Source organism: Gloeocapsopsis sp. IPPAS B-1203 (assembly GCF_002749975.1).
In the GTDB taxonomy this organism is placed as follows: domain Bacteria; phylum Cyanobacteriota; class Cyanobacteriia; order Cyanobacteriales; family Chroococcidiopsidaceae; genus Gloeocapsopsis.
Genome location: NZ_PEIG01000001.1, coordinates 23,777 through 49,592 on the forward strand (window position 1 = coordinate 23,777; position 25,816 = coordinate 49,592).

Annotated in this window: 23 protein-coding genes; 6 read left to right on the forward strand and 17 right to left on the reverse strand. The window is 42.4% G+C overall.

The features are described 5' to 3' along the window. Positions 1–94 precede the first annotated feature (94 nt). The 6 genes from CSQ79_RS00135 to CSQ79_RS00160 form a co-directional block, all read right to left on the reverse strand. Positions 95–2,395 (reverse strand): glycosyltransferase family 2 protein, encoded by a 2,301-nt coding sequence (locus tag CSQ79_RS00135; protein ID WP_099699198.1) that lies wholly within the window; start codon positions 2,393–2,395, stop codon positions 95–97. 67 nt (positions 2,396–2,462) lie between these two features. After that, positions 2,463–3,749 carry a sulfotransferase gene (locus tag CSQ79_RS00140; RefSeq protein WP_099699199.1) on the reverse strand — a complete coding sequence of 429 codons (1,287 nt, stop codon included), beginning with the start codon at positions 3,747–3,749 and terminating at the stop codon, positions 2,463–2,465. Between the two features lie 658 nt (positions 3,750–4,407). Next, on the reverse strand, positions 4,408–5,721 hold the full coding sequence (locus CSQ79_RS00145; RefSeq protein WP_099699200.1) for a calcium-binding protein: 1,314 nt from the start codon (positions 5,719–5,721) through the stop codon (positions 4,408–4,410). A gap of 288 nt (positions 5,722–6,009) precedes the next feature. Continuing rightward, a complete protein-coding gene (locus CSQ79_RS00150; protein ID WP_099699201.1) occupies positions 6,010–6,837 on the reverse strand; it encodes a sulfotransferase family protein in 828 nt (275 codons plus the stop codon). A 181-nt stretch (positions 6,838–7,018) separates the two neighbouring features. Further along, on the reverse strand, positions 7,019–8,329 hold the full coding sequence (locus CSQ79_RS00155) for an ABC transporter ATP-binding protein (RefSeq protein ID WP_099699202.1): 1,311 nt from the start codon (positions 8,327–8,329) through the stop codon (positions 7,019–7,021). 156 nt (positions 8,330–8,485) lie between these two features. After that, entirely contained in the window at positions 8,486–9,331 is an 846-nt protein-coding gene (locus CSQ79_RS00160) for an ABC transporter permease (protein ID WP_099699744.1), read from the reverse strand. Between the two features lie 298 nt (positions 9,332–9,629). On the opposite strand from CSQ79_RS00160, the gene petP reads away from it, so the two are divergent. The 3 genes from petP to chlG all read left to right on the forward strand — a co-directional run bounded on the left by petP (position 9,630) and on the right by chlG (position 12,085). Further along, positions 9,630–9,824, forward strand: a complete 195-nt coding sequence (gene petP, locus CSQ79_RS00165; protein WP_099699203.1) for a cytochrome b6f subunit PetP — start codon at positions 9,630–9,632, stop codon at positions 9,822–9,824. Between the two features lie 81 nt (positions 9,825–9,905). Beyond that, complete coding sequence (locus CSQ79_RS00170) at positions 9,906–11,006, forward strand: Get3/ArsA fold putative tail anchor-mediating ATPase NosAFP (RefSeq protein WP_099699204.1); 1,101 nt, start codon at positions 9,906–9,908, stop codon at positions 11,004–11,006. A 20-nt stretch (positions 11,007–11,026) separates the two neighbouring features. Further along, positions 11,027–12,085 carry a chlorophyll synthase ChlG gene (chlG, locus tag CSQ79_RS00175; RefSeq protein WP_289500093.1) on the forward strand — a complete coding sequence of 353 codons (1,059 nt, stop codon included), beginning with the start codon at positions 11,027–11,029 and terminating at the stop codon, positions 12,083–12,085. Positions 12,086–12,254: 169 nt separating this feature from the next. Here the strand turns inward: chlG and CSQ79_RS00180 are convergent, their stop codons facing one another. The 4 genes from CSQ79_RS00180 to CSQ79_RS00195 form a co-directional block, all read right to left on the reverse strand. After that, positions 12,255–12,494, reverse strand: a complete 240-nt coding sequence (locus CSQ79_RS00180; RefSeq protein ID WP_099699205.1) for a hypothetical protein — start codon at positions 12,492–12,494, stop codon at positions 12,255–12,257. A gap of 64 nt (positions 12,495–12,558) precedes the next feature. After that, a complete protein-coding gene (gene sppA / locus CSQ79_RS00185; protein ID WP_099699206.1) occupies positions 12,559–14,385 on the reverse strand; it encodes a signal peptide peptidase SppA in 1,827 nt (608 codons plus the stop codon). Positions 14,386–14,558: 173 nt separating this feature from the next. Then, entirely contained in the window at positions 14,559–15,794 is a 1,236-nt protein-coding gene (locus CSQ79_RS00190) for a M23 family metallopeptidase (RefSeq protein WP_099699207.1), read from the reverse strand. Between the two features lie 317 nt (positions 15,795–16,111). Next, positions 16,112–16,894: a biotin--[acetyl-CoA-carboxylase] ligase gene (locus tag CSQ79_RS00195; protein WP_289500094.1), complete on the reverse strand. Its 783-nt coding sequence runs from the start codon at positions 16,892–16,894 to the stop codon at positions 16,112–16,114. Between the two features lie 171 nt (positions 16,895–17,065). On the opposite strand from CSQ79_RS00195, the gene pgeF reads away from it, so the two are divergent. Together pgeF and CSQ79_RS00205 are read left to right on the forward strand one after the other, a co-directional pair. Further along, entirely contained in the window at positions 17,066–17,845 is a 780-nt protein-coding gene (gene pgeF, locus CSQ79_RS00200; RefSeq protein WP_099699209.1) for a peptidoglycan editing factor PgeF, read from the forward strand. A gap of 1,437 nt (positions 17,846–19,282) precedes the next feature. Then, positions 19,283–19,669: an Alr5209 family pentapeptide repeat protein gene (locus CSQ79_RS00205; RefSeq protein ID WP_099699210.1), complete on the forward strand. Its 387-nt coding sequence runs from the start codon at positions 19,283–19,285 to the stop codon at positions 19,667–19,669. A 42-nt stretch (positions 19,670–19,711) separates the two neighbouring features. Here CSQ79_RS00205 and CSQ79_RS00210 read toward each other — a convergent pair whose 3' ends face one another. The 6 genes from CSQ79_RS00210 to CSQ79_RS00235 all read right to left on the reverse strand — a co-directional run bounded on the left by CSQ79_RS00210 (position 19,712) and on the right by CSQ79_RS00235 (position 24,671). Next, positions 19,712–20,389, reverse strand: a complete 678-nt coding sequence (locus CSQ79_RS00210; protein ID WP_099699211.1) for a cysteine hydrolase family protein — start codon at positions 20,387–20,389, stop codon at positions 19,712–19,714. Then, a complete protein-coding gene (locus CSQ79_RS00215; protein WP_099699212.1) occupies positions 20,380–20,730 on the reverse strand; it encodes a cupin domain-containing protein in 351 nt (116 codons plus the stop codon). The genes CSQ79_RS00210 and CSQ79_RS00215 overlap by 10 nt, the downstream gene beginning before the upstream one ends. A gap of 47 nt (positions 20,731–20,777) precedes the next feature. Next, positions 20,778–22,343 (reverse strand): ABC transporter ATP-binding protein, encoded by a 1,566-nt coding sequence (locus CSQ79_RS00220; protein ID WP_099699213.1) that lies wholly within the window; start codon positions 22,341–22,343, stop codon positions 20,778–20,780. Between the two features lie 121 nt (positions 22,344–22,464). Beyond that, the gene (biuH, locus tag CSQ79_RS00225; protein ID WP_099699214.1) at positions 22,465–23,163 is read right to left on the reverse strand and encodes a biuret amidohydrolase; all 699 of its coding nucleotides are present in this window, start codon (positions 23,161–23,163) and stop codon (positions 22,465–22,467) included. Positions 23,164–23,265: 102 nt separating this feature from the next. Continuing rightward, on the reverse strand, positions 23,266–24,282 hold the full coding sequence (locus CSQ79_RS00230; RefSeq protein WP_099699215.1) for a formamidase: 1,017 nt from the start codon (positions 24,280–24,282) through the stop codon (positions 23,266–23,268). After that, positions 24,279–24,671, reverse strand: coding sequence for an allophanate hydrolase-related protein (locus CSQ79_RS00235; protein ID WP_099699216.1), 393 nt, complete (start codon positions 24,669–24,671; stop codon positions 24,279–24,281). Before CSQ79_RS00235 ends, CSQ79_RS00230 begins: the two co-directional genes overlap by 4 nt. Here CSQ79_RS00235 and CSQ79_RS27210 point away from each other — a divergent pair. Beyond that, complete coding sequence (locus CSQ79_RS27210) at positions 24,670–24,792, forward strand: hypothetical protein (RefSeq protein WP_289500095.1); 123 nt, start codon at positions 24,670–24,672, stop codon at positions 24,790–24,792. The genes CSQ79_RS00235 and CSQ79_RS27210 overlap by 2 nt on opposite strands. Before the next feature lie 76 nt (positions 24,793–24,868). Here CSQ79_RS27210 and CSQ79_RS00240 read toward each other — a convergent pair whose 3' ends face one another. Further along, positions 24,869–25,789, reverse strand: coding sequence for an ABC transporter permease (locus CSQ79_RS00240; protein WP_099699217.1), 921 nt, complete (start codon positions 25,787–25,789; stop codon positions 24,869–24,871). Between the last annotated feature and the right edge of the window lie 27 nt (positions 25,790–25,816).

Sequence of the window (25,816 nt, forward strand, 5' to 3'; positions counted from 1 at the left end):
AGGTTTATTTTCACCCACTTACTTAACTGAAATTTAGGTTCAATTCTGTCTATGAGTTTAGATTACAAGTGAAATGGAAGGTTGATTAAGAGAATTAGATTTTAATGCTGTAATCTTCGCGATCGCGTGTTAAGTTTGGGTTGTAGCACGGATCGTTGTCAACTATTTCTTGCCATTTGCTCAGTAGATAATCAGCTTCTTTATGAAGTCTAGTAATTTTTTCTGGAGTATCTTCATAACCTCTACTTTTAGATTCATAGTGGTATAAAACTACATGAGGTAAATAAATATTCCTGTAGCCTAGATTGCTCATTTTGAGACATAGGTCGATATCGTTGTAAGCAACAGCTAAGGTTTCATCAAATCCGCCAATTTCTACAAAAACTTCGCGCCGACACATCAAACACGCACCAGTAATTGCAGAATAGTTATTGATAGTTTTAACCTGACATACGTAACCAGGGGTTGTTGCAGGAAAGTAACGGTGACTATGCGCAGCAACACCACCCAAACCAAGAACAACGCCAGCGTGTTGAATTGAATTATCAGGATACAATAAAAGAGCGCCTACTGCTCCGATTGATGCTCTTTGTGCTTGTTCTACCATTGCTTCGATCCAATCGGGTGTAACGACTTCAGTGTCGTTGTTTAAGAATAGTAGGTAGTCTCCTTCAGCTTTACTAGCAGCGTAGTTATTGAGTTGAGAATAATTAAAGGGAACATCAAGCGGATAACATTTGAAGTGTTCTGGCTGTTGTTCTAACCATTGCGAGATAATATTTAAGGTCTTTGCTTCAGTGCTACCGTTATCTATAACAATGACTTCGTAATTGGGGTAAGTACTTTTTTGAAAGATTGATTCTAAGCATTTATTTAAAATAGTGCCTAAGTTGCGGGTGGGAATAATAATACTGACACGTTTATAGTGAGAGATCTCATACCGCACGCTGTAGTTTCCTGGAAACTCAGGAAGTCCAGTGACTTTTCCAGGTTCATTGCGTCGCGTTAAGGCTTCGGCGATCGCCTTTTCTGCTGCAAGTTGGGCATATGATTTGACACTGGCTACACCCGCTGCAGTCGATTCAGGATGAATTCGCCAGTGATAGAGTATTTTCGGGATGTGAAAAATATTGGCTGTTTTTTCAGTTAACCGCAAAACGAGATCGTAATCTTGGCTACCTTCATAACCTACACGAAAGCCACCAATTTGCTCAATTAGCGATCGCCTGTAAGTTCCCAAATGACAAGTATACATCCGTGAGAGAAAAGAATCAGGACACCACTCAGGCTTAAAGAAAGGATCTTTCAGACGATTTTGTGTGTCAATCTTGTCTTCATCAGAGTAGATCATATCGGCTTCTGGATGCCGATTGAGGAGTAAAGCTACTTCATACAAAGCATCTGGCGTCAGACAATCATCGTGATCGAGTAAAGCAACAAATTCCCCTGTAGCTAGCTCTAAGGCAGAATTGGAAGCCTGCGAGATATGACCATTTTCTGCTCTAAAAACGACTTTAATTCGAGCATCTTTATTTGCATATTCCTCTAACACTGACTTAACGTACGGTTTAGTCGAAGCATCATCTGCAATACATAATTCCCAATAGGGATACACTTGCTCTAGAACAGATGCGATCGCCGCTTGTAGAAACTGCTCTGGAGGATTGTATACTGGCATAATAATGCTGATAACAGGTTTATAAGGAAAAATTCCCACTGTTTCAGCCATTTTTTTGAGATCTGCTGCTCTGGGAAAATTCTTACTTAACCATCGCGCATATTGTTCTTGATATGGTGCGGCGATTGTTTCAACTTCAGTCGTTGTTGGTGCAATGTCTAGCTTATAATAAATTTTCTCTAATGCTCGTGAGAGCACATAACGTGTACCTTTAACCCGTAATACTGCAAAATAATGCTTAAGCCGTGATAATAAACTGCGTGACTTGACACTAGTACTTGCAAGGCTGAGTAGCGTTGCTTCGTTACGTGTAGCACTGTATGCCCAGGCGTTGAGATGAATTTTTCCGGCTGGGAAATCAGTAAAATTTAGCTTCACACTCCAACCAGAATTTTGGTAAGCTGTAATACTGAAAGCTTGTGCAACATCTGCTCTTTCTGAATTAACTGGAACTACTGCAACCAGTTGACGGTTTTTACCGTGAGTGATGATAACGCAATCTGCGGCTTTTTCTTCATCAGGCAAAATTGCCCAGCCTCTGGCAATAAGCGGTGTGAGATGAGGCACTTCAATTGCGGTAGGGTTGACGCCATCAATGCTATCAAAACATCCATGTAATCTTTTTGGCGCAGCGTTAAATTTAATTTCCTTAAGATCGCGAACTCCAAGCAGATCGCTTGCAGCACTACTAACTGGTGCTAGGGCAGTATTCTGCATATTTGGTATATGTTTAATACGTACTAATTACTTTAAGCTAAAGTGGAAGTTTCGCAACTTCCATTGACTATTTATTAGTTGCTACTTTCATCCTTTTTTTCAGGCTGAACCATGCTGTCCGTAGCTTCCAAAATTTGCTCGTATGCATTGAGGCAATAGTAGCCTCAGCTTGTTGCCGTTCCACTTGAGTTTGGGCTAGTTGGGCTTGTGTTTGTCCAAGTTCTGCCTGCGTTTGGGCTAGTTGGGCTTGTGTTTGTCCAAGTTCTGCTTGAGTTTGGGCTAGTTGGGCTTGTGTTTGTCCAAATTCTGCTTGAGTTTGGGCTAGTTGGGCTTGTGTTTGTCCAAGTTCCGCCTGCATTTGCACTTGCGATTGCTCTAATTCTGCCTGTATTTGTGCTAGTTGCGTCTGCGATTGTCCCAATTCTGCTTGAGTTTGTATTAGTTGCGCGTGCGATCGCTCTAGTTCACTCTGAAGACGCTTGCCTTTTTTTTCTGATTGACATAAATCTACCCAATCCTGAAAAGCCCATACTTTATATGGAGAATTCCTGACTTTTTGCATCGTTTCTAATTGATGCTCTCGATCAAGTTGAATTGCTTTAGCATTCAGTTCTTGATATACATTCAAAGCTTCAGGAAAGTAATAAGCAACTAATGTAGCTCTATGCACGTTTGCTTCTTGCACGCGCAGTAGTGAACGTTCAAATATATCAGGTGCAGGGGTGGCTAGCGCCACTTGAAATTTGTGATTAATGGCTTCAATATTTTTTTCAAGTTGATTGGCTATACTGTAAACACTAGTTAGAATACAGCGATCGGGAAAGCGATCGTAAAAGTTTAAAATTTTCTGGTTATAGTGAATCCATAGTTTAACTGCTAAGTCGGGGTGAGAAAAAAAGATCGTATCATTCTCTCCTCCTCGACGATATAAAGAATCGACGACCTCCCAAGGAGAGCGATAAACTAGAATAAATTTTCCTTCTGGTAGTAAATCTGCCCAAAAATTGAGAAAAAGAGTCGTTCTAGGATCTTTCCATCCCCAATATGGACTTTTAGAATTTGTGGCAATAAGTTCTTTGGCTTGGTCTATATACTGTTGTTCGACCTCTACTGTTTCTGTTAATGTCCATCCAGCATCATCTATTCCCTGAGAGCGCAAAACTGTTTTGTGAAACTCGAAAAAATCAATATTTTCAAAATGACCTTTTGCATTGCTTTCGTTTGCTCCTAACAGTCTTTCACCAACATCTACTCCTGCACTTTGAAGTATTGCCGCTGTCAGTGATGTACCCGAACGATGCATCCCAGTAATGATAAAAGCAGTTTTGTCTGAATTAACTTCAAACGATTGCATAGACTTCTAACTATTTACGGATCAGATTTTAGAATAAAAATATTCTAGAACTTTCTCAACAAATTCAGTTCATTTTATCAGCGTTGGTAACTAAATTTGCTGATCCGAGTGACAGAAAGTAGTATGACGCGCTTTTACTACACTACGTCATCAAAGTTTTAGCCTTGAAAGGGAACTTGACGTCGTTCAAAGGCACAAATGGCTTATTGGTTCGGCAGATGCAACTTTCGCAATACCAGTTTTATTAGTTCTCTGGAAAGTGCTGCTACTTTGAGAATTATGTATCCATTTAGGGTTTATAAACCTGTGCCATTAGACTTCTTGCATGAATCAAAAAACTACCCTTGTCATTCTGAACTACTCTTGTCATTCTGAACGAAGTGAAGAATCTCAGAGATATTTCGCTTCACTCAATATGACATATGGAGTATTCGCGCCAGAGGTCTATTCAATAGAGTTCTTGCAAAAGCCGAAAAATTATAAATGTCATTCCCAGCGGAATGTAATGTAGCGCAGAATCTCGCGAGATGTTTCGCAAGGCTCAACATGACAGTTTAAATACTTATGTACTATGCTGCTAGTCTAAGGGCAACAAATGATTTGTACCAAAAAAGGGTGCCTGATTAGACACCCTTCACACAGTCATACAAGTATCTTTCTAACCTAAAACAAGTAGGCTATTATTCGGGTTGTCAAAACTCACGGGATCGCCAAGAAAAATATCCGTACTACCAAAACTTCCAGCATCGACAAAAGTTGCAATGAGAGTTGCATCTTCTGGAGTAGTACCGCCAGTTGAATCGTAGTAAAGTTGTCCGATATCACCTTCACCACCACTAATTGCGTAGATAGAAGCAGCGCCACCAGGTAACGTATCAGCTAATATTGCTGCCTCAAGAGAAGCGGCTGCGACAAAATCACTTGAACTTAACCCATTATCTTCAATAAATTGTAAACCTGTAAATGCCGATGGGTTCAGAACAATAATATCTCCCCCTTCTCCTCCGTCGAAGCCAGTAATGATATCACCGCCATCAGTGATAGCGTTATAGCCAAAGCTAGTAGGACCACCACCACTAGTCAGTACATCAACGCCAGCACCACCAATCAAGGTATCATTAGCAGCACTACCAACAAGGGTATCGTTGCCTAAATTACCAAACAGCAAGCTGTCCGTATCAAGCTCAGCAACAAGAGTAGCATTACTGATGAGATAGTCACCACCTTGACCACCATAAAGTGTATCTCCACCCGTAGTAGTAGTCAAAACATCATCTCCTAAGTTGCCATACAGGACATTACCACCACCTGTGGCATCTAAAATATCGCTTCCCTGTCCACCAAACAGGGTGTCACCGCCATTACCAGTAAGAGTATCGTCTCCTAGGTTGCCATATAGTTCAGCAGCGCCACTACCAGTGTCTGTGAGTTCATCATTACCCTGACCGCCGTAGAGAGTGGGGCTACCCTCTTCAGTAGATGCAGCAGTTAATGTATCATCACCTTGATTACCAAATAGGAGATCATTACCACTACCTGTCAGATCATCATCTCCTTCGCCGCCATAAAGCGTATCATCACCATTACCAATGAGATTATCGTCTCCTGCGTCGCCGTACAGCTGAGCAGCATAATCACCCGTGGCTGTGAGCACATCATTACCCTGACCACCGTAGAGGGTGTCATTACCTGCTGCTGTCAAGTTATCAATGCCTAGATTGCCAAAAAGCAGACTGCTACCACCTGCAAAACTTGTTAATTCGTCATCTCCTTGACCACCATACAGAGTTGCATCTCCAGTAGCAGTTAGAGTGTCGTTTCCTTCGTTACCGAAGGCTTGATCGCCTGCACCTACTGTAATCGTATCGTTACCTGCAAGACCATTAACGATATCTGGCTCTGCAGTAAGATTAGGAAAAGTGCCAAGGGTTGGAAAAGTGTCATCTCCAGTGGTTAAATTGATAACTGCCATTAAAGTTCACTCCTAATTAGGTTGTTGATATGAAATAACTGTGTTTCAGCGAAGTAACGCACGCGACAATGAACCTGAATGTCAATACTCCAGGTATCGTAATGAGGGGCTGAACCTACGGACGTCTCCAGGTTGCCTTACTTAACTAAAATCCAGAACAAACCTAACCGCCGTCATTGCGTGTATCCAAGCGCAAATTTACGGATAAACAATTTTCTTACGACTAGATAAATTCAGTACATCTACTGTGGCAGTCTTAAATTTCGCGTGCTTTCATCTACAGTTTTTTTATCTCCGTGAATTTACGGTGGACAAGAACTTTAATACCTTATTTAAAAAACGGGGTTTTCGTGCTATAGAATGCGATGCGTCAATATATCCAAAGCGCCGTAAACTTTCCTCACCCTGCAACATTAAGCTATGCACAATTTCTGCATCGGCTTGCTGCCATCGCCCAATTGTGGGTGGAATTATAATTTCTAAGTCAGGCATCTCGCGCTCAAGCGGAACTTGTAAAAACTTCCACAATTGCCGAACCGTTGGCAATGTTTGCAAGACTAACTCTTCATATTGAAGACAAATGTAGCGTTTTCCTAAAAACTTATGACCAAAATCAGCTGCAAAATTATTAACTTTAAGCCACAGTTCAAACGAGTCTTGAGGATTCATCTGTGTAATATCTCGACCTAATACTGCAGCCCCATGCTTGCGCAGCTGGTTTTGATTTCCCGAAAATGCCATATCACGACCATCGCGGACGATATGGATAAAGCGCATTTGAGGAAAATGACGATAGACGAAGGGTAATAAATAGATTGTGCGGGGATACTTCCAACCCCAATTGATGCTAGCTGGCATATGCGCGCAATGCTTTTCAATGCATTCTAAAAATTCTTCATCCATAGCTGCTTGCTCTGATGCTGTTAAATAAGCATCTTTGCCATTGTGGGCGATGTCAATCCACTTATCACAAAACTCAGTTAGAGCTAGGGCATCTTCCGATCCATTCAAGATTTTGCCCATATCCACACCTGCATTGTCAACTGCTCGCGTGAAGACTCGCGTTCCAGAACCCCCAGTACCGCCAATCACAATAGGGGTATTACTCGGAATCATGACTCATCTCCTGACACTAATTTGGATTTTAAGATGCCCTCCGACTGAAGTCGGGGCTATCCAGGCAAAGTGTACCTTCGTACACTAAAACAACATTTTTATGAGTAAGTCCACGGAGGCGAACTTTGTTTATTTAGCGGCGAATTTATTCGCGATTCTCGTTATGCAGGAGGTTTCAGGATTAGGATGAAGAAATAGAACTCGCATTTATTTGGCAATCGGAGACAATATTTTGACTGTTATCTAATACATTGCATTCAATATTGATAGGTAATGCAAAAAAACCTAATGAAGGTGGATTACCAACGACTGCTAATGGCAACATATCAAAGCGGCGATCGAGTTGCGTTATGCTGTGATCTCCTAATTCGGCAACTCCAGCAGAGACAGTATAATTTCCTGGAGACATATAACACTGCCAACTAAATTCAATAACTACCATACTTTTTGCTAAAGTAGGAGCTAAGTCTTTTTTAGAGTGAAAAGTATTAGTTCCAATAATAGGAATACCTTTTAAATCTTTGATAGCAAAACCTACAAATGGACGAGCAACTTCACGATAAAAATAAATTGCGATCCGTACAGTAATTATGTCTGCCCATTCTACAGTTTGAGTCGTTGTCCCTTGAGAATTGACAACTTCTACGCTAATGACTTCTGCACCACCAAAACCAATCCTCGATTCACCTATTTGATTGTCATTTTTTTCTTCATACTTTTGTTGAAAACTTGCTAAGTCGGTATTTTGATCGGCTTCTCGTTGAGCAATTAAGCTTTTGTATGATAAAGCAACTTGGCGAGGTTCGCCTTGAGATATCATCAAACTCTTGTCGAGTAAGATGGCGCGATCGCACAGTTGCAGAATACTTGTCAGATCGTGAGAAACAAATAAAATTGTTTTCCCATCTTGATAAAATTGCTCAATTTTTCTAAAGCATTTGCGCTGAAAAAGAATATCTCCTACAGATAGCGCTTCATCAATAATGAGTATTTCTGGATTGACATGAGTTGCTACTGCAAATGCTAGCCGGACAAACATACCGCTAGAATAAGTTTTGACAGGTTGATCGATGAACTCTCCAATGTCTGCAAACGCTGCAATTTCATCAAATTTATTTTCAAGTTCTTCTTGGGTCATCCCTAACAAACGACCATTAAAAAAGACATTTTGACGACCCGTAAACTCTGGATTAAAACCACTACCTAGTTCTAGTAACGCTGAAATTCGACCGTTGACTGTTACTGCTCCTGTCGTTGGTGTTAGAGTTCCTACAATAATTTGCAGTAAGGTACTTTTACCAGAGCCATTTTGTCCAATAATGCCCAAAGTGTGTCCTTTAGGAATCTCTAGGTCAATACCCCGCAATGCCCAAAATTCTTCTGCTCTACTTTTCCCTGGTAACAGTATTTCCTTAAGTCGGTCAACGGGGTGAGGATATCGCTTATAGCATTTCGAGACATTTTTTAATGAAATTGCAATTTCTTCAGCCATTGTTTCACTTTTACCCCTCAAAACTCCCACACATCAACTGCTAGTCAAACAAAATTACCAGGTTCGACTTGCAGCGATCGCATTTATTTCCCCAGTTCAATTAACTTAGTCATGCGACAAAATGATAACTCTACCTACCTCCAACATGATTTGATTCTAGAGTACGTCAGCAAATGCAGGACGCAAACGTCGATAAATCAGCAAACCAACATAAAAAATGACTGCGGATAACATCGTAGCCACTCCCAATTCTCCCCAGTGTCGCACTTCTCCTTGCAGGATAATGTCTCGATGAGTCTCGACAATTGCGGTCATTGGATTGAGCCAAAATACCCAATTTCTCCATCCTTCAGGAATCAGCGATGCTGGATAGATAATTGGTGTTGCATAAAACCACAAATTCATCACAACGACCAAGGTTTGTGGTATATCTCGGAGAAACACCGTCAGTCCAGCAGCTAAATATCCAATACCAGCTGTTAATAGTAATTGTGGTATCCATATCAGTGGTAGCAGCCAAAGCGTAACGTGAACCATCTGTGTTGTTATTGCCACGAGTAAAATCAACACTATCAATCCCAAGGAACTTTCAATAAAGGCAGCACAAACAGGGACTAAAGGCAATAGTGCTAGCGGAAACACCACTTTCTTGACTAAGTTTGATTGGTTAATAACACAGGTTGCTGCTGGTAAAAATCCATTCAAAAATGCGGTCCAGGGTAGCAATCCAGCAAATAGCCATAGTCCGTACATGAAGTTATTTTCTGGTAAACCCTCTAGACTCAGCCTGACCCGCAAAACAATGGAAAATACATAGGTGAAAATTAGTAACTGCGACAGCTGATTGAGTAAAGGCCATAAGTTGCCTAAAACTGAGCCTTTGTATCTTGCCTCTAGTTCTCGCAACACTAGTATTCTGAGTAAATCTAGCTTTGCCCACCATTGCTCACTAAATGGGAGTAATTTTTTAGTTTTACTAGCTTTTCGGACAACGCCTTTGATTGTTTGTCGCAATTTTCACATCCTCGCTCACTACCAACACACCACATTTTTTGAGACGATTTTGATTGAGTTTACCTCTTATACTGAATAAATCAGGTAGTTCGCTTAGGTTCTACTAAGCACAAGATTGTATCGGAAATTTTCTATAACGCAATACTTAATTAAGGTATATAGCATCAGTGTTGACAGCAAAAGTCATCACCAGTCAACAAAAATCATCGAAATCTAGTGACGACTAGCACTTGGAGCCAAAGATTCCGCTACACTGGGTCATGGTTCACTTGCGTTGTAAGTTGGCATGGAAATCGGACAACAAGTTAAGGTCTGTCGTTTAAGAGATCGAGTATCACCACTAGTTATCAAGCGCCTAGGCAAAATCGGTACTGTCAAAGGCTTTAAAATGCTTGATGGTAGTAATGTTGGCGTCGTCGTTCAATTTGAAGACCAATTTGCCACTTGGTTTTTTGAAGACGAACTCAAAGTTATGCAGTAGGGGTGATACTGGGGGTAGCTGTCCCTAGATATACATAACTAGAAAACCCCCTTAAATGAACACTGCTTAGGAAATATTGTAATGGCGCTGATATTGACCTTTTTAGGGAGTGGTGGCGATCGCCAAAAGATTGCGATCGCTGCTGCCAAAAAATTCGCAAACGAAGGCAAACGCGTCCTCTTGACAGGACGAGACACTGGACCTGGATTGAGTTTACTACTCAACACCTCACTCAGTTCTACACCACAGCAAATATCTCCCAACCTCGAAGCGGTACAACTTAAAACCTCTGGTTTGCTAGAACGCAGTTGGGAGGAAGTCAAGAAGTTAGAAGCGCAATACCTGCGCACGCCCATTCTAAAAGACGTCTATGGACAAGAACTGCCAGTTTTACCAGGAATGGATAGTGCGTTAGAACTTAATGCCCTACGCGAATACGATGCGAGTGGCAAATATGATGTTATCCTCTACGAGAGTAGCGGTGACTCTACCACACTGCGAATGCTAGGCATGGCAGAAAGCTTGAGTTGGTACGTGCGACGCTTTCGGCAATTGTTTACTAATTCTGATTTAGGTAAAGCAATTGCTGAATCGCCATTTATTCAACCTTTAATTAGCAGTTTTTTCAATGTTAATTGGACGGCAGATAACTTTGCTCAGCCTACCAATCAAATTAATAACATCCTAGAACAGGGCAAAGCTGCACTTGCTGATCCAAAACGTGTTGCTTCATTTTTAGTAACAACTGATGACCCACTTGATATTGCAAATGTTCGTTATTTATGGGGTAGTGCTCAACAAGTAGGTTTAATTGTTGGTGGTGTTATTCTCCACTCGGCTGATACGACAATTGCCAATTTATCAAATGAATTTGATCCGTTGCCCGTTACAGTTGTTACTGGTCATACTTTAGATGACACGCAACTAATGAACGCTTTACCTGATTTTGTCCAGCAGGCACAACAAGCTCCTAAACCTATAGAAATTATGGTTGCAGCGAGTCAAGTACGTCTATTCTTACCTGGATTTGATAAAAAAGAAGTCAAACTGACGCAATCAGGTCCAGAGATTACAGTAGAAGCAGGCGACCAGCGGCGCAACATTTTTTTACCTCCTGGTTTAAGTGGCAAACAAATTGCTGGTGCTAAATTTCAAAACAACTATTTGACAATATCTTTCTAGAAGCTGTCAAGTAAAATATTATGTCTAACTCAACTCCTCCACCCTTTCAACCTGCTGATGAACCACTCAATACAACACCAGATGCGGTGAATATTAATCCTAGTCAACCAGCACCAATAACACCAATAGAACGTAGTGCCAAAACTCGGCAACTACTAGGAATGAAAGGTGCTGCGTCAGGAGAAACATCAATTTGGAAAATCCGCCTGCAACTGATGAAGCCGATTACGTGGATTCCCTTGATTTGGGGTGTAGTCTGTGGCGCAGCTTCTTCGGGCGAATACACTTGGACACTAGAAAATGTCTTAAAAGCAGCAACCTGTATGCTACTTGCAGGACCATTGCTGACTGGTTATACGCAAACACTTAATGATTTTTACGATCGCGAAATTGACGCAATCAACGAACCCTACCGCCCCATTCCTTCGGGAGCAATTTCAGTTCCTCAAGTCGTCAGCCAAATCTTACTATTACTTGGTGCAGGGATTGCTTTAGCGTTTGTCCTCGATCGCTGGGTGAGTCATGACTTCCCGACAATTACAACGCTGGCGCTGGGTGGTTCATTTTTAGCATACATTTACTCAGCACCTCCTTTGAAACTTAAGCGCAATGGCTGGTTGGGGAATTATGCTTTAGGGGCAAGCTACATTGCTTTACCTTGGTGGACAGGTCATGCTTTATTTGGTGACTTGAACTGGACAATTGCAATTCTGACTTTGATCTACAGTATGGCCGGATTGGGAATTGCTGTTGTGAATGACTTTAAAAGTGTAGAAGGCGATCGCCAATTAGGATTAAAATCACTGCCAGTGATGTTTGGTATCAACACCGCCGCTTGGATCTGTGTTGCCACGATCGACTTATTTCAAGCAGGAATTGCCGCCTACTTGATTGGTATTGGTGAAAACTTGTACGCAGCAATTCTACTATTGCTATTAATTCCCCAAATTACTTTCCAGGATATGTATTTCCTGCGCGACCCACTTAACAATGACGTTAAGTATCAAGCAAGTGCCCAACCGTTTCTCGTACTAGGAATGCTTGTTGCTGGCTTAGCACTAGGTCATGCAGGTGTGTAAGAGGAGTGAAGATTGAGGGGCGAGGGGCGAGGGCATCCTTACAGTTGAATTCAGGGGTTTAAGAGCAAGAACCATTTTGCACTGCTTTTCCTTGAATAAGTCTGCGTTTGTCGTATCCATTTTAGGGTTGGTTCTTAAGTTCCCTCTGACCCCAAACCTCTGATCTCTTCTAATCTTCGTGACGTAACTGCCAGGCGGCACCAATTGCAGCCCCTGCGCCAGCAATGAAACCAGTACTAATTCCTTGTAAAGTATTCGTGACAGGATCTTGAGTTAAGCACTCGCTTGTCACATTAGCTGCCTTTAAACACTGTTTGCTTTCTGCCCAGCTTGCAGTTCCTCCTAAAATGACTCCAGCGGCACTACAAGAAACAATTAGTAATAAGAGACGCTTTGCTTTTCTATCCATAGATGGACGCTAAAAATAGTAAGTTGCGGTATATATTACCTAATTTACCCTGAAATTTCTAATTTCAATCAATTTGTAAGTCAAAAAGTAAGCGAGCATAAATATCTAAAGGATCGTTGATTGCTTGCAAGGTGGCGATCTCGTTCTGAAGTGTCTGCAATTCAGTTTTTAGAGGAACCGGAATAGATTGCTCAAATGAATAATCTTGAACCAGTAGCCGCAAACCACTTAATGCTAAAAGTCTTGCGTCAAAAGTACGGACTTCAGGATATTCTTGTAATTGCCAATCGTTGCCTAATTTGGCTTGCTTTGCGGCGTACTGAATTGCCATATCCAGACCACCGATTTCGTCAACTAATCCAACTTCTTTAGCTGCTACACCCGACCATACCCGCCCTTGAGCAATTTCTGCTACTTTTGACACTGGTAAGTTACGCGATCGCGCAACTCTGTTCAGAAAAATATCATACAATCGTTCTGCTGTTCGCTGCGATCGCGTCAGTTCTTGCTCAGATAGAGGACGAGCAATTGTTTGGCTATCAGCGTAGCGACCTGTTTTAATCGTGTCCCAGGTAATACCATTATCATTAGCAAGCTGTTGGACGTTAAATCGCAGTCCAAAGACACCAATCGAACCTGTCACAGTATTTGGTTCAGCAAAGATCCGGTTAGCATCAGTCGCAATCCAATAACCACCAGAAGCAGCGTAGTCACCCATTGAGACAACAACAGGTTTAACTTGGCGCGCGAGTTGTAGCTCGCGCTGAATTTCTTCGGAAGCTGTCGCACTACCACCGCGACTATTTACCCGCAAAACAACGGCTTTAACCTGATCGTCTTGGCGAAGTGTGCGGATTGTCCTCGCAAAGCGATCGCTTCCTACTTGTCCAGTACCACCTTGCCCGTTAACGATTGTTCCTTCGGCATAAACAACAGCAATCTTGTTACGATGATTGCGTTCTGCCTGCCTTCTACTCAACTGTGCATAGCTTGGTAAGCTGATTTGCCGAAATGTACGACTTTCTTTTGTTTCTCCTGTTAACTGCTTTAATCGTTGCAAAACCTCATCAAAATAACCAACTTGATCGACCAAACCACTTGCTTGTGCTTCATCGGGTAATAAAGTGCCTTGATTATCAGCGATCGCTTGTAATTGCGTTCTATTTACCTGGCGACTGTTACTGACTGCATTGAGCCATTCTCCCCAGACATCACTTAATAGGCGTTGCAATTGTTGGCGGTTTTCGGGACTTAATTGCGATCGCGTAAAAGGTTCAACCGAACCCTTAAATTTACCTACCCGAATTACTTGGACGCCAACTCCATATTTTTCTAAAGCATCAGCAAAAAATACAGGTTGACTACTTAATCCATTGAGTTCCATTGCACCCAAAGGGTTCACAATGATTGTATCGGCGACTGAACTCAAATAATAATCTTTCTGGCGCCATTCTGTATTATAAGCAACAATTGTTTTTCCAGAAGCACGAAATCTTTCTAATGCTTGACGTACTTCTTTCAACGTAGCAAAGCCAGCACTACTACTTTCACCAGTGCTGCGACTACCATCAAGATACAAGCCAACAATTCGATTATCCTGCTGCGCTTGTTCTAAAGCGTCTAATACTGCACGCAAATTAACCTGATTACTGTCTTCTCCCGATAAGGTTTGCAGAATTGCACTCGTGTTGGAACTCGCTTGCGCGTCAGTAATATTTAAAGACAAATCAAAAACAAGGACTGATTGCTCTTTTAGTTGTGGTCCGGTATCTCTAGATGCTACGACAACAAGTAACAACAGTAATCCACCAGTTCCTACACCAACAAAGATTAACAGTCCTAGTAACGTTCCGATAATACTGGCTATGGTTTGTTTGAAAAAGTTACGCATTGAAAGGAGCTATAGCGTGTTTCCACACTAGTTTAATCGAGTTGACAGAAGACTTAGAGAAGAGGGTATTTTGAGTTTTGTGTTTTGAATTTTGAATTAAAAGGATTGTCTCAACCCTCTTAAACTTATAACTCATAACTCTCTTAGTCTCCCGCCTACCCGCTTACCCTCTGCTAACTTCTCTCTGTCTCTTGCTGCGATCGCGCAGTTTTGAGAACTTCTACAAGCTGAGTTAAAGCGTACTCTAATTCAAAGCCAGGATCGCTAGCAACCCAACCATCAGGAGTAAGATATCGGGTTTCAAAGTGGAGATGAGGACCTGTAGAGTTGCCAGTGCTGCCAACCAGTCCAATCACAGTGCCTTGTTCTACTTTCTCACCAGGTTTGACAAAAGTTTCAGATAAGTGAGCGTAGAGTGTTTGGTGTGGAAGAGGGTCTAAAGGTGATTTTGCTGCATTTTTATTTTTAGATACTTCGTGTTCGAGGACAACCGTTAAACCATAGCCACCTAAAAAGTCAGACAGCCCAACCTTTCCTTTGTAAGCTGCTAGTACTGGTGTGCCCATCGGCGCACCTAAGTCTGTTCCGGCATGAAAACGGCGATCGCCTGAAATTGGATGAATTCGCCAGCCAAATAAAGAGGTTATTGGGGCAGGAATTGTCAGAGGAAACAGTAAACCAGTATTTCTTTGACTGAGTTGTCCTTGGCGTAGGGTTCGGTTGTAGTAAGTTTGCGTACTAGGAGAGATACTTTGATTAACAAGAGCGATCGCTTGTTGAATATATGCAGGTGGTCTTTGGGCATCACTTGCTTTTGTTACCTGCGTGCGACTAGCAATTTGATTACTTGCTGGTGTTCGCGTAGCAACTTGAGGACGATTAGGTGTACTGCAAACACTTGTAGTACCTTGCCCGCTGCGGACAACAGCACGGCATCCTGTAGAGCGTTCTGACAATACTACTGCACTAGGTGGTTCATAAACCTTAGTAGCACCAATACTGTAATCTGTTGGGTCGATGTGAGATTTACCAGAGTCCGACGTAGGGTTAGTAGCTGTTTTTTGGCTAGTAGTACGACGCGGTTGTGTCTGAACTGTGGGTACAGCAGGAGTTGATGCGTTAGGAACCGTAGAAGTAGCTGATGAAACTTCTGGCTTGACTGGAACTGCAGGAGAAGCTAGTTTTTGGCGCAATCTTTCGACTCTGGCTTGATGCGCATCGGCTGCTGGTGCTGTCGATAGGGCTGGTTGTGATTCCTTGATTGGAATAACTAGATCGATACTTTCCTGTGCAAATCCTGGTTTGTGACTGAGGAGGCTAACTATACCAAGAGTCAAACTTGGTAATAGCAGCGAGTGCCGCCGAAAATAAGATGAAGGCGTATTGGCATTTTCGTTCCGCTGGTTCATTCATTCCTCTCAGTTGCTGTTGGTTCGCCTTGGTGGAAAATTATACTGGTTTGTCTTGTCTCAGGGAAGAGGGGGTGATTAGTTTTGAGTTTTGAGTTTTGAGTTTTGAATTAAGAAAATACATTGATAAATCTGGGAAAAGTTTTGAATTGTTCGCTTTCCAAAGGCGCCGGAGGCAATTATTCTTAAGTTTTGTTAGCGTAGCGGTGCGTTAGCACGTTTTGAATTGAAGAAAATAACTCATAACTCAACACTCTTAATGAGTAACTCTCTTAGGCTCAACACTTCACACCTTCCCGTCTCCCAGTATCTCAGTTTTAAAAATCGGTTTCCTTGGTTTCCTCATAACCTAATCGAATTGCCCCGACTGGCAACAAGACTTCTGTACTATCTTGGTCTAGACGCACTCGCAAGTTGCCATTGACAGCGACGCCAATGATAATTCCTGAGTGCCCATTAATCGTAACAGTACGACCTATACTTGTCAGGAGTTGTTCGTAGGCTGGGAGGATTTCACTTCCTGCTTCGCATCCGGCTGTTATTCCCAAAATTGTTGCTGCTGCAAGCATTTCTAAAGAAGTTATGGCTGTTTCGGTTTGATGCATCACAAATGAGCGCAAATTTATTCCTGTTTTGGGAACAGAGTTAGCCCAATTAATGCCAACGCCGATAACAGCTTGAGTGATTTTTCCCTCACAAATTTTAGTTTCAGTTAAAATTCCACCAAGTTTGCGTCCACATAAAATCAAATCATTAGGCCACTTCAAGGTGACAGGAATACCGCGATCGCGTAAAGCAGTCGCAATTCCCCAAGCGCTACTCATTGTCAATTGATAGCTGCGAACAGCATCAATTTGAGGGGCGATCGCATAAGAAAGATATAACCCTCCTTCTCCAGAAGTCCATTGGCGCCCCCATTGTCCTCGTCCTGCAGTTTGCTGTTGTGCGATCGCAACTGTAGCTGGTTTAGCTCCCTGGCTCAACAGTTGCCATAAAATTGTGTTTGTTGAGGAAACAGATTTGTAGAGATGTATAGAATAGCGCTGCAATGCTTCTCGATCGACAGCTGTTAAAATTGCTTCCAACTGTTGCTGATTCAAACTCAGAACGTCTCCCTAGCTGTAAAGTAGGTTAACTAACATTGAATATTTAGTGAGGTAGGCTTCCAGTCTGCCATCTCGATGCAAGATTTGACTTGCTGAGTTATCCACCTACTAGTTGTAGTTATAACTAAATAATATTGTTTGATACATACTTTAGTAGACTAATCAATGCATACTTGGCACTGGCAAACTTGGGAAGGCTTACCCTATCTTACCTGTAGTATTTTAGAACCTTGGGCACATGGCTTTTTTACCCAGCAGTTTTGGTCGCGTTCTCCCGCAGAACTTGTGGAGGTATTGCAACCAACTGCAGAAGTTTATCGAGTAAAACAGGTGCATGGCAACGTTGTGCTAACTCCCTCAGAAATTACCCAAACAGCAAGTGCAGAAGAATCTTTACTACCAGCTGATGGCGTTGTGACAGAACAAGCAGTGCAGTCAGCGTGGGTAGCTAGTGCTGATTGTACTCCTGTGTTGATCGCTGATGCTCACACTGGGCAAGTTGCAGCAGTACATGCTGGATGGCGCGGCACAGCAGCTAAGATAGTTACCGTGGCGATCGCTCGTCTACAAGCTCAAGGTAGTCAATTATCCGATTTGCGTATTGCCTTAGGACCAGCAATTTCGGGTGCAGTCTACCAAGTTTCTACTCAAGTAGCGGCTCAAGTTGGCGCGACTGTGCATGAGTCTGATGATGAAGAGTTGATTTTAAATATATTGCAGCGCTTGCCCGATGCGCCAATACTGCCAGATCCTGAACCTGGACGCGTGCGATTAGACGTGCGACGCACAATCGCTCTTCAGTTGGAATATTTGGGGATTAACCCAGAACAAGTGGCGATCGCTCCCTATTGTACTTATCAAGAACCACAATGTTTTTTTTCTTACCGCCGCGATCGTAAAAAAAAGGTTCAATGGTCGGGAATTGTAAGTAAGAAGGCAAAATAAAAAAGATTTTGCTGTAAATTTTACTGTATAATTTGTTTTAGTTTATCAAAAAATTTAAGTAATAACCGAAACTAATGACTTACGTAGAGCATTCGTTATCCGTGCTTAACGAATACTTTGCAATTTTTTGGCTAATATTCACAATATTTTTATAATAAATTGGTGTTTATTTAGCTAAGCTATAAACATATTCAGGGATAACTAAATTAAACTCTATATACCGAACTAGACGCCTTTAGAGAACAACCTCTAGAGGCGTTTATAATTTGATAACCTAGTTAATTGCGAACAGATTTCTAAATTTAAAATGCCAAAGACTACATATCAAATATAGTAACCATCTTGGCAAAAGATTTATGCAAGTTAAATGCGTTACATTGATCGCATCAAATTTAGTATGACACTTGCCTGTTTTTGCAGCAGTTTCTAAATATTAGGTTAGCACGATTTTAGGTCATTCTACTTAGCTATTAAGGCTATAGCTAGCCTAACGCGAGGTCGTAAGTTAATTAAGGTGACTTTTTAAGATGACTAAATCCAGGTTGAAATTACCATAACTAGTGTGACGAAGGAAGTAACAAACACTACAGTAATAACTTCATGAATTTCATTATCAAAAATCATAATATTTCCTTTTAGGTTTAACTTACTTAGCTATTCCAGGGTAATTAATTTTCCTTTTTAAATAGCTTGTAGAAAACACTGAAAATTATATGAAGAATTATTTAAGTATTAGCGATATAATATCAAGTAAATTGAAGTTTTGCCAGGTCGTCTTCATGAGATTTAAATTTAGTTCAAATAGAAGTTTTACTAACTTGTAAATAAATTCAGAACGCTACTTAGTGTCTGATCCCTAATAACGACATTAAAGTTTTGTTGTGAGTTCGCTTGTAGCGATTTGCCGTTTGGAGAATTTGGAAGCGAGTCAATATGAACTTCCGCTGTTTGTGCTAATAGATTTTTAGAAGCAGGAGCAAGCATCCACAAGTCTAGTATGTCTATAACACAACTCCAATAAAGAGCAGTATTTCTTTTCTCTTCGTCAATATCAGTCCTTGCTAACTAAAAAAGGCAAAAAAGTAAAATAATAGAACTAAAGACAACCTAAATCACAAATCTGAGAGAGTATTTCCTTGAAAGGATCAAAGTTTTGAAATTGGGCGAGTATTGTTATCCATAACCGACTTGTGCTGGTTTGATGATGTTCAACAGCTGAACGTAATTTGGGTAAGAACTACTACAAGTCTTTCACAGGAATTTCGTAAGATTTTTTGTAAGAATAGGATGTGGAAGTAGCCCAAACGTGTGGACGGGCGGGGTTTTTATCCCACAACTCATATTTCGTTTGCTTCACCAACCTTAAAGTGAGGCAGAAAACTATGATGACTGAAGATTGCATAATAGAAGTCAGGTAGCAATCTGCGAGGCAATATTATGTCTGAGGCAGCAAAATCTCAGCAAACCGTTAATGATGTGACTACACTCTTACAAAAATATGCGGCAGGGAAACGAGATTTTAATAATGCTAATTTGAGTGATGCTCAGTTGTTTCAACAGAACCTTAAGGGTGTTGACTTTAGCTATACCGATTTGAGTCAAGCAAACTTAAGCAATGCGAATCTTAGAGGTGCTGACTTAAGCTATACCGATTTGAGCCAAGCTGATTTGAGTCAAGCTGATTTAAGAGGCAGTTTACTGCTTGCAGCAAATCTACGTCAAGCTAAACTCCAACATGCCAAACTAGAAGGGGCAGATTACGATCGCAATACGCATTTTCCGGAAAATTTTGACCCAGCGCAAGCGGGGATGAAACAGAGATAATGGGTAGTTGGTAATAGGTAAATGGTAATTGGGAATGGAAGGTTACAGATAATTGCAAAATGCTTGCATGACATTAGCAGCCGTTGCAGTCCAACCAACGATTCCACCTTGGGCGCAAATCATTTCTAGGGTAGATTGTTTGAATTGAGGAAAGTAGCTAGCGGTAGCATCTTCAACAAGTAAGCATTCAAAACCGCGATCGTTGGCTTCGCGCATTGTTGTTTGAACGCAGACTTCGGTGGTGACTCCTGTGATGATTAAATGTGTAATTTCTTGTTTGTGTAAGTGCAATTGCAAGTGAGTATTGTAAAAAGCGCCTTTACCTGGTTTGGAAATTACAGTCTCACCAGCAATTGGTTGCAGTTGAGGAGTAATTGCATTTCCTGGTTCACCCAAAACTAAAATACGTCCCATTGGTCCTGTGTCACCAATTTTTAACTGGCTATTTCCGCGACGCAACTTTGACGGCGGACAATCTGATAAATCAGGTTGATGACCTTCAATTGTGTGAAATACAGGTAATTGAAGTTTACGGAAGATTTCGAGTAAGTTTTTGATGGTGGGGATAATTGCGCTTAAATGGCTTACCTCATTGTGCAATGCTTCCCCAAATCCACCAGGTTCTAAGAAGTCGCGCTGCATATCAATAATTAACAGTGCCACTTTTTGTGAATCCGATGGAAGTTCATAATCGTAAGGTTGTGCAGCAATTAAGACCATAGCACTACTGGTTTTTCCCAAATTGCTAAAACAATGCAGCCAGTTTCACTAGTAACGGTGTGACTTGTACCAGGAGGATTAATAACTAAAGTTCCTGTCTGATGATTGCCATTGCGATCGCTTTGCGAACCGGATAACACGAAAATATGTTCAAAACCAACGTGTTCGTGTTTAGGTATAGTGGCACCAGGTTGATACCGTAATAGCGCTGCTGTTGCCCCCTGTTCGCCGTCTTGGTAAAAGCGATAAATATCTACCCCAGGACGAAAAGGTTCCCACCGTAAATCGTTATGCCATGCGGCAATATTGAGTAAGTTTTTGAGTAGTAAGACTTGTTGCATATTTATAGGGGTGAGGGGTGAGTGTCTGGTAACTAGTAACTAGTAACTTAATGTCCTGCCATGCGTTGACCGATGGTGGTAATATCAGCATCAGAGATTGCACTTTCGTAGACAAATTTGCCTTCACTAATGACAACTATGCGATCGGCAAGTGTCAGAAGTTCGTCTAAATCTTCACTAACTAGTAGTACTGCAACGCCACGATTACGGGCGGCGACAATTTGAGTGTGAATATATTCGACAGCACCAAAATCTAGACCAAAACAAGGATTTGCGGCGATGAGTAAGTTGATGCGATCGCTAGATAATTCACGGGCTAATACAGTACGCTGGACGTTACCGCCAGAGAGATTACCAACAGGTGCATCGACTGAAGGGGTTTTTATTGAAAAGGTACCTACCAAACTTTTAGCGGCTTCCCGCATCGCTTTGAGAACGAGTAACCAACCACCTGTAGCTTGCGGCGGAAGATCAAATGTGCGTAGTGCTAGATTTTCAGCAACACTCATATGAGGGACACACGCATTGCGTAACGGTTCTTCTGGAAGCGCAAATACACGATGACGAAACATCTCACTTCGAGTAGCAGTATAAGTTTCGCCGTTGACCAATATTTGCCCTACTGTCGCCGGACGTTGACCCGCTAAGACTTCGACTAATTCGCGTTGACCATTCCCAGAAACTCCTGCAATTCCAACAATTTCGCCACTGTGGACAGTTAAATTGACATTACTCACCGCAGTTAAACCATTATCTTTGTTGGCGTGGATGTTTTTGATTTCTAAAACCGGAGTTGTTGCAACCGATGGTGTCTTATCAAGCTGCTGCGTTTCGCGGCGTTCCCCTAGCATCATTGTTGCTAAGTCGGACAGTGATAAATCCTGGACTAAGCCATGACCAGCGAATTGTCCTTTGCGCAGTACTGTTACTTCATCAACAAATGCCATAACTTCGCGGAATTTGTGGCTGATCATCAATACACTCAAATTTCCCGCTTGCACTTCATTGCGGAGTAAACCCAAAACTTCATCAGCTTCTTGGGGAGTCAATACTGAGGTTGGTTCATCTAAAATCAGGATGCGACTTTGTAAATAGAGTTGTTTGAGAATTTCTAGCTTTTGCTTTTGTCCCGCAGCTAACTGCATCACCGGAGTATCAAGATCAACTTGAAACGGTGCGCTTTGCATAAACGCCTTGAGATGTTCGTACTCAGCTTTCCAGTTAATCAAGTTGCGATCGTCGTACCGCGACAATACCAAATTTTCTGCAACTGTCATTGCAGGGACTGAAGTAAAGTGCTGGTACACCATCCCGATACCATATTTGTGCGCATCACGAGGACTAGAGATCGGACGCGATCGCCTGTCAACTAACACATCACCTGTGTCAGGCGTATAAAACCCCATAATGCATTTAACTAGTGTACTTTTCCCCGCACCATTTTCTCCTAAGAGTGCGTGAAACGTTCCTGGCTTAACGTGTAGCGAGACATGATCTAACGCTGTCATAGCACCAAATCTTTTTGTCATGTTTACCACTTCTAAATCGGGTGGTAAGTTTGCTAGATTGGTAGGCTGTTGATTTTGAATTACAGAGTCTGTTAATCCTGACATCGGTTTTCCTCAACGAGTGCGAATAAATTCGCTGCTACATCAACAAAGTCCACCTCCGTGGACTTACGGTCAAAAGATTTGTTTGTAGTGTACGGTACACTTTGCTTGAGTAGCCCCGACTTCAATCGGAAGGCATCTGAACCCTGATTGCTTCGATAAACGCTTGCGAATCGGCAACTGCACCGAAAACGCCACCCTGCATTTTGATCATCTTTAAAGCAGCTAAGTAGTTACCATAGTCTGTTGCACCTGTGCAGTCGGATAACAGTAAACATTCATAACCGCGATCGTTGGCATCGCGCATTGTCGTATGAACGCAGACATCGGTTGTAATGCCAGTGAGAATAATGTTTTGAATACCTTTACGTTTTAGAATCAGATCTAAATCAGTTGCGTAGAATGAGCCTTTTCCTGGCTTATCGATAATGACTTCTCCTAGAAGCGGTGCAAGTTCAGGAATAATGTCCCATCCTGGTTCGCCACGAATAAGAATTTTGCCACAAGGACCTAGATCGCCAATACCAGCACCAATTTGTTGCGATCGCCAGCGTTTGTTTTCTGGTAAATCTGATAAATCTGGTCGATGTCCCTCACGCGTATGAATAACATGAAAACCTTTTGCCCGTGCAACCTCCAAAACTTTCCGAATCGGTTCAATGGGTGCGCGAGTCAACAATAAATCATATCCCATGCGATCGACATAGCCGCCAATTCCGCAAAAATCGGTCTGCATATCAATAATCAGCAGTGCGGTATTTTCAGGGCGCAAATCTCCATTAAAAGGATATGGATATGGATCGGCTTCAACAAAGTGTCCCATAGTTAGTTAGGTGGTAATGGGTAATAGGGAATAGGTAATGGGGAATGGGTAGTGGGTAATAAGTATTTTTCCAATTAGCAATTAGCAGTTACCAGTTACCAATCAACTTGTCATTTCTTTGAGAAGTTCTCCTTGATAAGTTCGTGTGGGAGGGGGAAAGCCACAAGCAGTTCCATCTTTGTGAATTACTTCGTCTTCCCAGGGGAGGCGATAGCAGCCGTTGACTAAATCTTGCATATATGTATATGGACAATCTTGTGCGCCGCCTTTGACTGCAACATAGCCGCGATGTCCAAATTGATAAATATTATTTTCTACACCCCAATGAATGCGGGCTTCACGGACTAGATCGGGGCGTACCTCGGCAGTGATAATTTCATCAGGGCGATCGCTTCCCATTACCAAGGGCGTACCGTCAAAATTAACGAACATACCTTCACCCATCGAGTCAAACGTTCCATCGCTACCGCACATACAAACTGAGGCGGTGTACATGAGATTGCAAAATGCATTGGCTTGGTTAGTAACTCGCCAGCTATGACGAATTGGTGCAGTGTAACCCGCAGTCCGAAGCATAATTTCTGCACCCTTGTAGGCACATTCGCGTGCCATTTCAGGGAACATGCCATCATGACAGATGATGAGTGCGATCGTGCTGCCGTGAGGACCAACGCATACAGGAATTCCTAAATTACCTGGTTCCCACGGTTCAACAGGTATCCACGGATGTAATTTGCGGTAATAAAGCTTGAGTTCTCCTGTATCATCAATAATAATGCCACTATTGTAGGGATTTCCGTGGGGATTGTACTCCATAATCGAAAAACAGCCCCAAATACGGTTATCTTGGCAAGCTTTTTGAAATGCGGCAACTTCAGATCCATCCAAACGACACATAATTTCTGGATTCGTGTCCATCGATAAGCCGTGGAGGGAATATTCGGGAAACACAACTAAATCCATCGTTGGCTGATTGCGGCGGGCTTTAGCAACCATTTGACAAATGCGATCGCACTGTGTTTTCAAATCATCTGGAGTCACAACATTGGGTAGTTGTAGCTGAACAAGACCGATAACAACTCCGTTGGGTGATTTATTGAGTCCACCAAGTCCACTCATATCAAATTTCCTTTTGTTGCAATATAGTTGCGCCAACCACCCCAAGAAGTAATTTCGCGCTGGTTTTCACAGAGAATTGGTTCGCCTAAAACTCCGAGAACTTCAGAACCGTCATCGAGGACAACTTTACCAATACAAAGTCCAGGAGGTTCTTGCAGTAGCACTTGTACAAGTCCGCTTGGGGGAATTTGCCAAATTTCTAGAGCGATCGCATTTCCGCCACTAGCAACACGCAGCATAGCAGGATGTTTATTATTAATTGACCAGAGACGATACACTGGTGCGGTTTTGGCTTCACGGTCAAAGATAGCGTTGACGGCGAGGAGGTTAGAGTTGAGTTCTAAGCCACGCATTAATGTGCCGTTGACGGCGAGGAGGAGGTGTTGCATGGAAACGAACCACAGAGGAGGGCACTGCGTTGGGCGGCTTTGCCGACTTGAAGCAATTGTCCGTAACGCAGAGGACACAGAGGAAGAAGTCTGGAGAGGGGCAAGGGTGAATTATGAATGAGGTTAACTCAAAACTAACTCTTACTCTGATAATTCAAAACTCAAAACGTGCTAAGGCACCGCTACGCTAACAAAACTCATTGCCCTAAAGCCCCTGGTGCGCCATTGAGGGTACGTTTGGGAGAACAGGTGAGAATCATGATCAGGAGGGTGAGAATGTAGGGGGATGCGTTGAAGAGGTAGTAGTAGGAATCGATGCCGACGGATTGTAGTGCAGGACCGATCGCTTGTGTGCCACCGAAGAGGAGAGAGGCGTATAAACATTGCATCGGTCGCCAACGGGCGAAAATGACAAGGGCGACTGCCATTAAGCCTTGACCGCCAGAAATGCGTTCGTTCCAACTTCCAGGGTAGTAGAGAGATAAATAGGCACCGCCAATTCCTGCGAGGAAGCTACCGACAACAATGCACAACATTCGGACTTTGAAAATGGAGATACCCATTGCTTTAGCAGCATCAGGACTATCACCAACAGCGCGGATATAGAGTCCCCAACGTGTTGAACGAAAGAACCATTGCATTAAAGGTGCGATCGCGACTCCGATCAGAAACAATGGACTAATCTGCAATGCAGATTGAACTTGTGGTAAATTGCTCCATGCCCCAAATTGTAGTGCGGGAAGTGCTGGTGCAGAAGGTTGAATGAAGGGTTTACCTAAGAAAAAGGCAATTCCGCTACCAAAGATAATCATCGCAATTCCTACCGCAACATCGTTGACTCTGGGTTGTTGCGATAACCAACCGTGAATCACGCCTAACATCATTCCGGCAACTCCTGCTGTTATGACACCTAACCAGGGCGAACCTGTCAGGTATGCGATCGCATAAGCACTCATTGCCCCTGTAAGAAGGGTTCCTTCAAGTCCTAAGTTGATTTTGCCGCTTTTTTCGGTGAGGCATTCGCCTAAACTGACAAAGAGAAATGGGGCGCTACCGCGTAGTGTTCCGGCGGCGATCGCAAGTGGTACTCCCCACCAGCCTAATGCTTCGGTTGCCATTTTCTGTCTCCTAACTTGGATCTCAAA

Coding starts and splice junctions, on each gene's coding strand:
- CSQ79_RS00135 (WP_099699198.1), bottom strand. CDS start 2,395: ATGCAGAATACTGCCCTAGCACCAGTTAGTAGTGCTGCAAGCGATCTG.
- CSQ79_RS00140 (WP_099699199.1), bottom strand. CDS start 3,749: ATGCAATCGTTTGAAGTTAATTCAGACAAAACTGCTTTTATCATTACT.
- CSQ79_RS00145 (WP_099699200.1), bottom strand. CDS start 5,721: ATGGCAGTTATCAATTTAACCACTGGAGATGACACTTTTCCAACCCTT.
- CSQ79_RS00150 (WP_099699201.1), bottom strand. CDS start 6,837: ATGATTCCGAGTAATACCCCTATTGTGATTGGCGGTACTGGGGGTTCT.
- CSQ79_RS00155 (WP_099699202.1), bottom strand. CDS start 8,329: ATGGCTGAAGAAATTGCAATTTCATTAAAAAATGTCTCGAAATGCTAT.
- petP (WP_099699203.1), top strand. CDS start 9,630: ATGGAAATCGGACAACAAGTTAAGGTCTGTCGTTTAAGAGATCGAGTA.
- CSQ79_RS00170 (WP_099699204.1), top strand. CDS start 9,906: ATGGCGCTGATATTGACCTTTTTAGGGAGTGGTGGCGATCGCCAAAAG.
- chlG (WP_289500093.1), top strand. CDS start 11,027: ATGTCTAACTCAACTCCTCCACCCTTTCAACCTGCTGATGAACCACTC.
- CSQ79_RS00180 (WP_099699205.1), bottom strand. CDS start 12,494: ATGGATAGAAAAGCAAAGCGTCTCTTATTACTAATTGTTTCTTGTAGT.
- sppA (WP_099699206.1), bottom strand. CDS start 14,385: ATGCGTAACTTTTTCAAACAAACCATAGCCAGTATTATCGGAACGTTA.
- CSQ79_RS00190 (WP_099699207.1), bottom strand. CDS start 15,794: ATGAACCAGCGGAACGAAAATGCCAATACGCCTTCATCTTATTTTCGG.
- pgeF (WP_099699209.1), top strand. CDS start 17,066: ATGCATACTTGGCACTGGCAAACTTGGGAAGGCTTACCCTATCTTACC.
- CSQ79_RS00205 (WP_099699210.1), top strand. CDS start 19,283: ATGTCTGAGGCAGCAAAATCTCAGCAAACCGTTAATGATGTGACTACA.
- CSQ79_RS00210 (WP_099699211.1), bottom strand. CDS start 20,389: ATGGTCTTAATTGCTGCACAACCTTACGATTATGAACTTCCATCGGAT.
- CSQ79_RS00215 (WP_099699212.1), bottom strand. CDS start 20,730: ATGCAACAAGTCTTACTACTCAAAAACTTACTCAATATTGCCGCATGG.
- CSQ79_RS00220 (WP_099699213.1), bottom strand. CDS start 22,343: ATGTCAGGATTAACAGACTCTGTAATTCAAAATCAACAGCCTACCAAT.
- biuH (WP_099699214.1), bottom strand. CDS start 23,163: ATGGGACACTTTGTTGAAGCCGATCCATATCCATATCCTTTTAATGGA.
- CSQ79_RS00230 (WP_099699215.1), bottom strand. CDS start 24,282: ATGAGTGGACTTGGTGGACTCAATAAATCACCCAACGGAGTTGTTATC.
- CSQ79_RS27210 (WP_289500095.1), top strand. CDS start 24,670: ATGGAAACGAACCACAGAGGAGGGCACTGCGTTGGGCGGCTTTGCCGA.
- CSQ79_RS00235 (WP_099699216.1), bottom strand. CDS start 24,671: ATGCAACACCTCCTCCTCGCCGTCAACGGCACATTAATGCGTGGCTTA.
- CSQ79_RS00240 (WP_099699217.1), bottom strand. CDS start 25,789: ATGGCAACCGAAGCATTAGGCTGGTGGGGAGTACCACTTGCGATCGCC.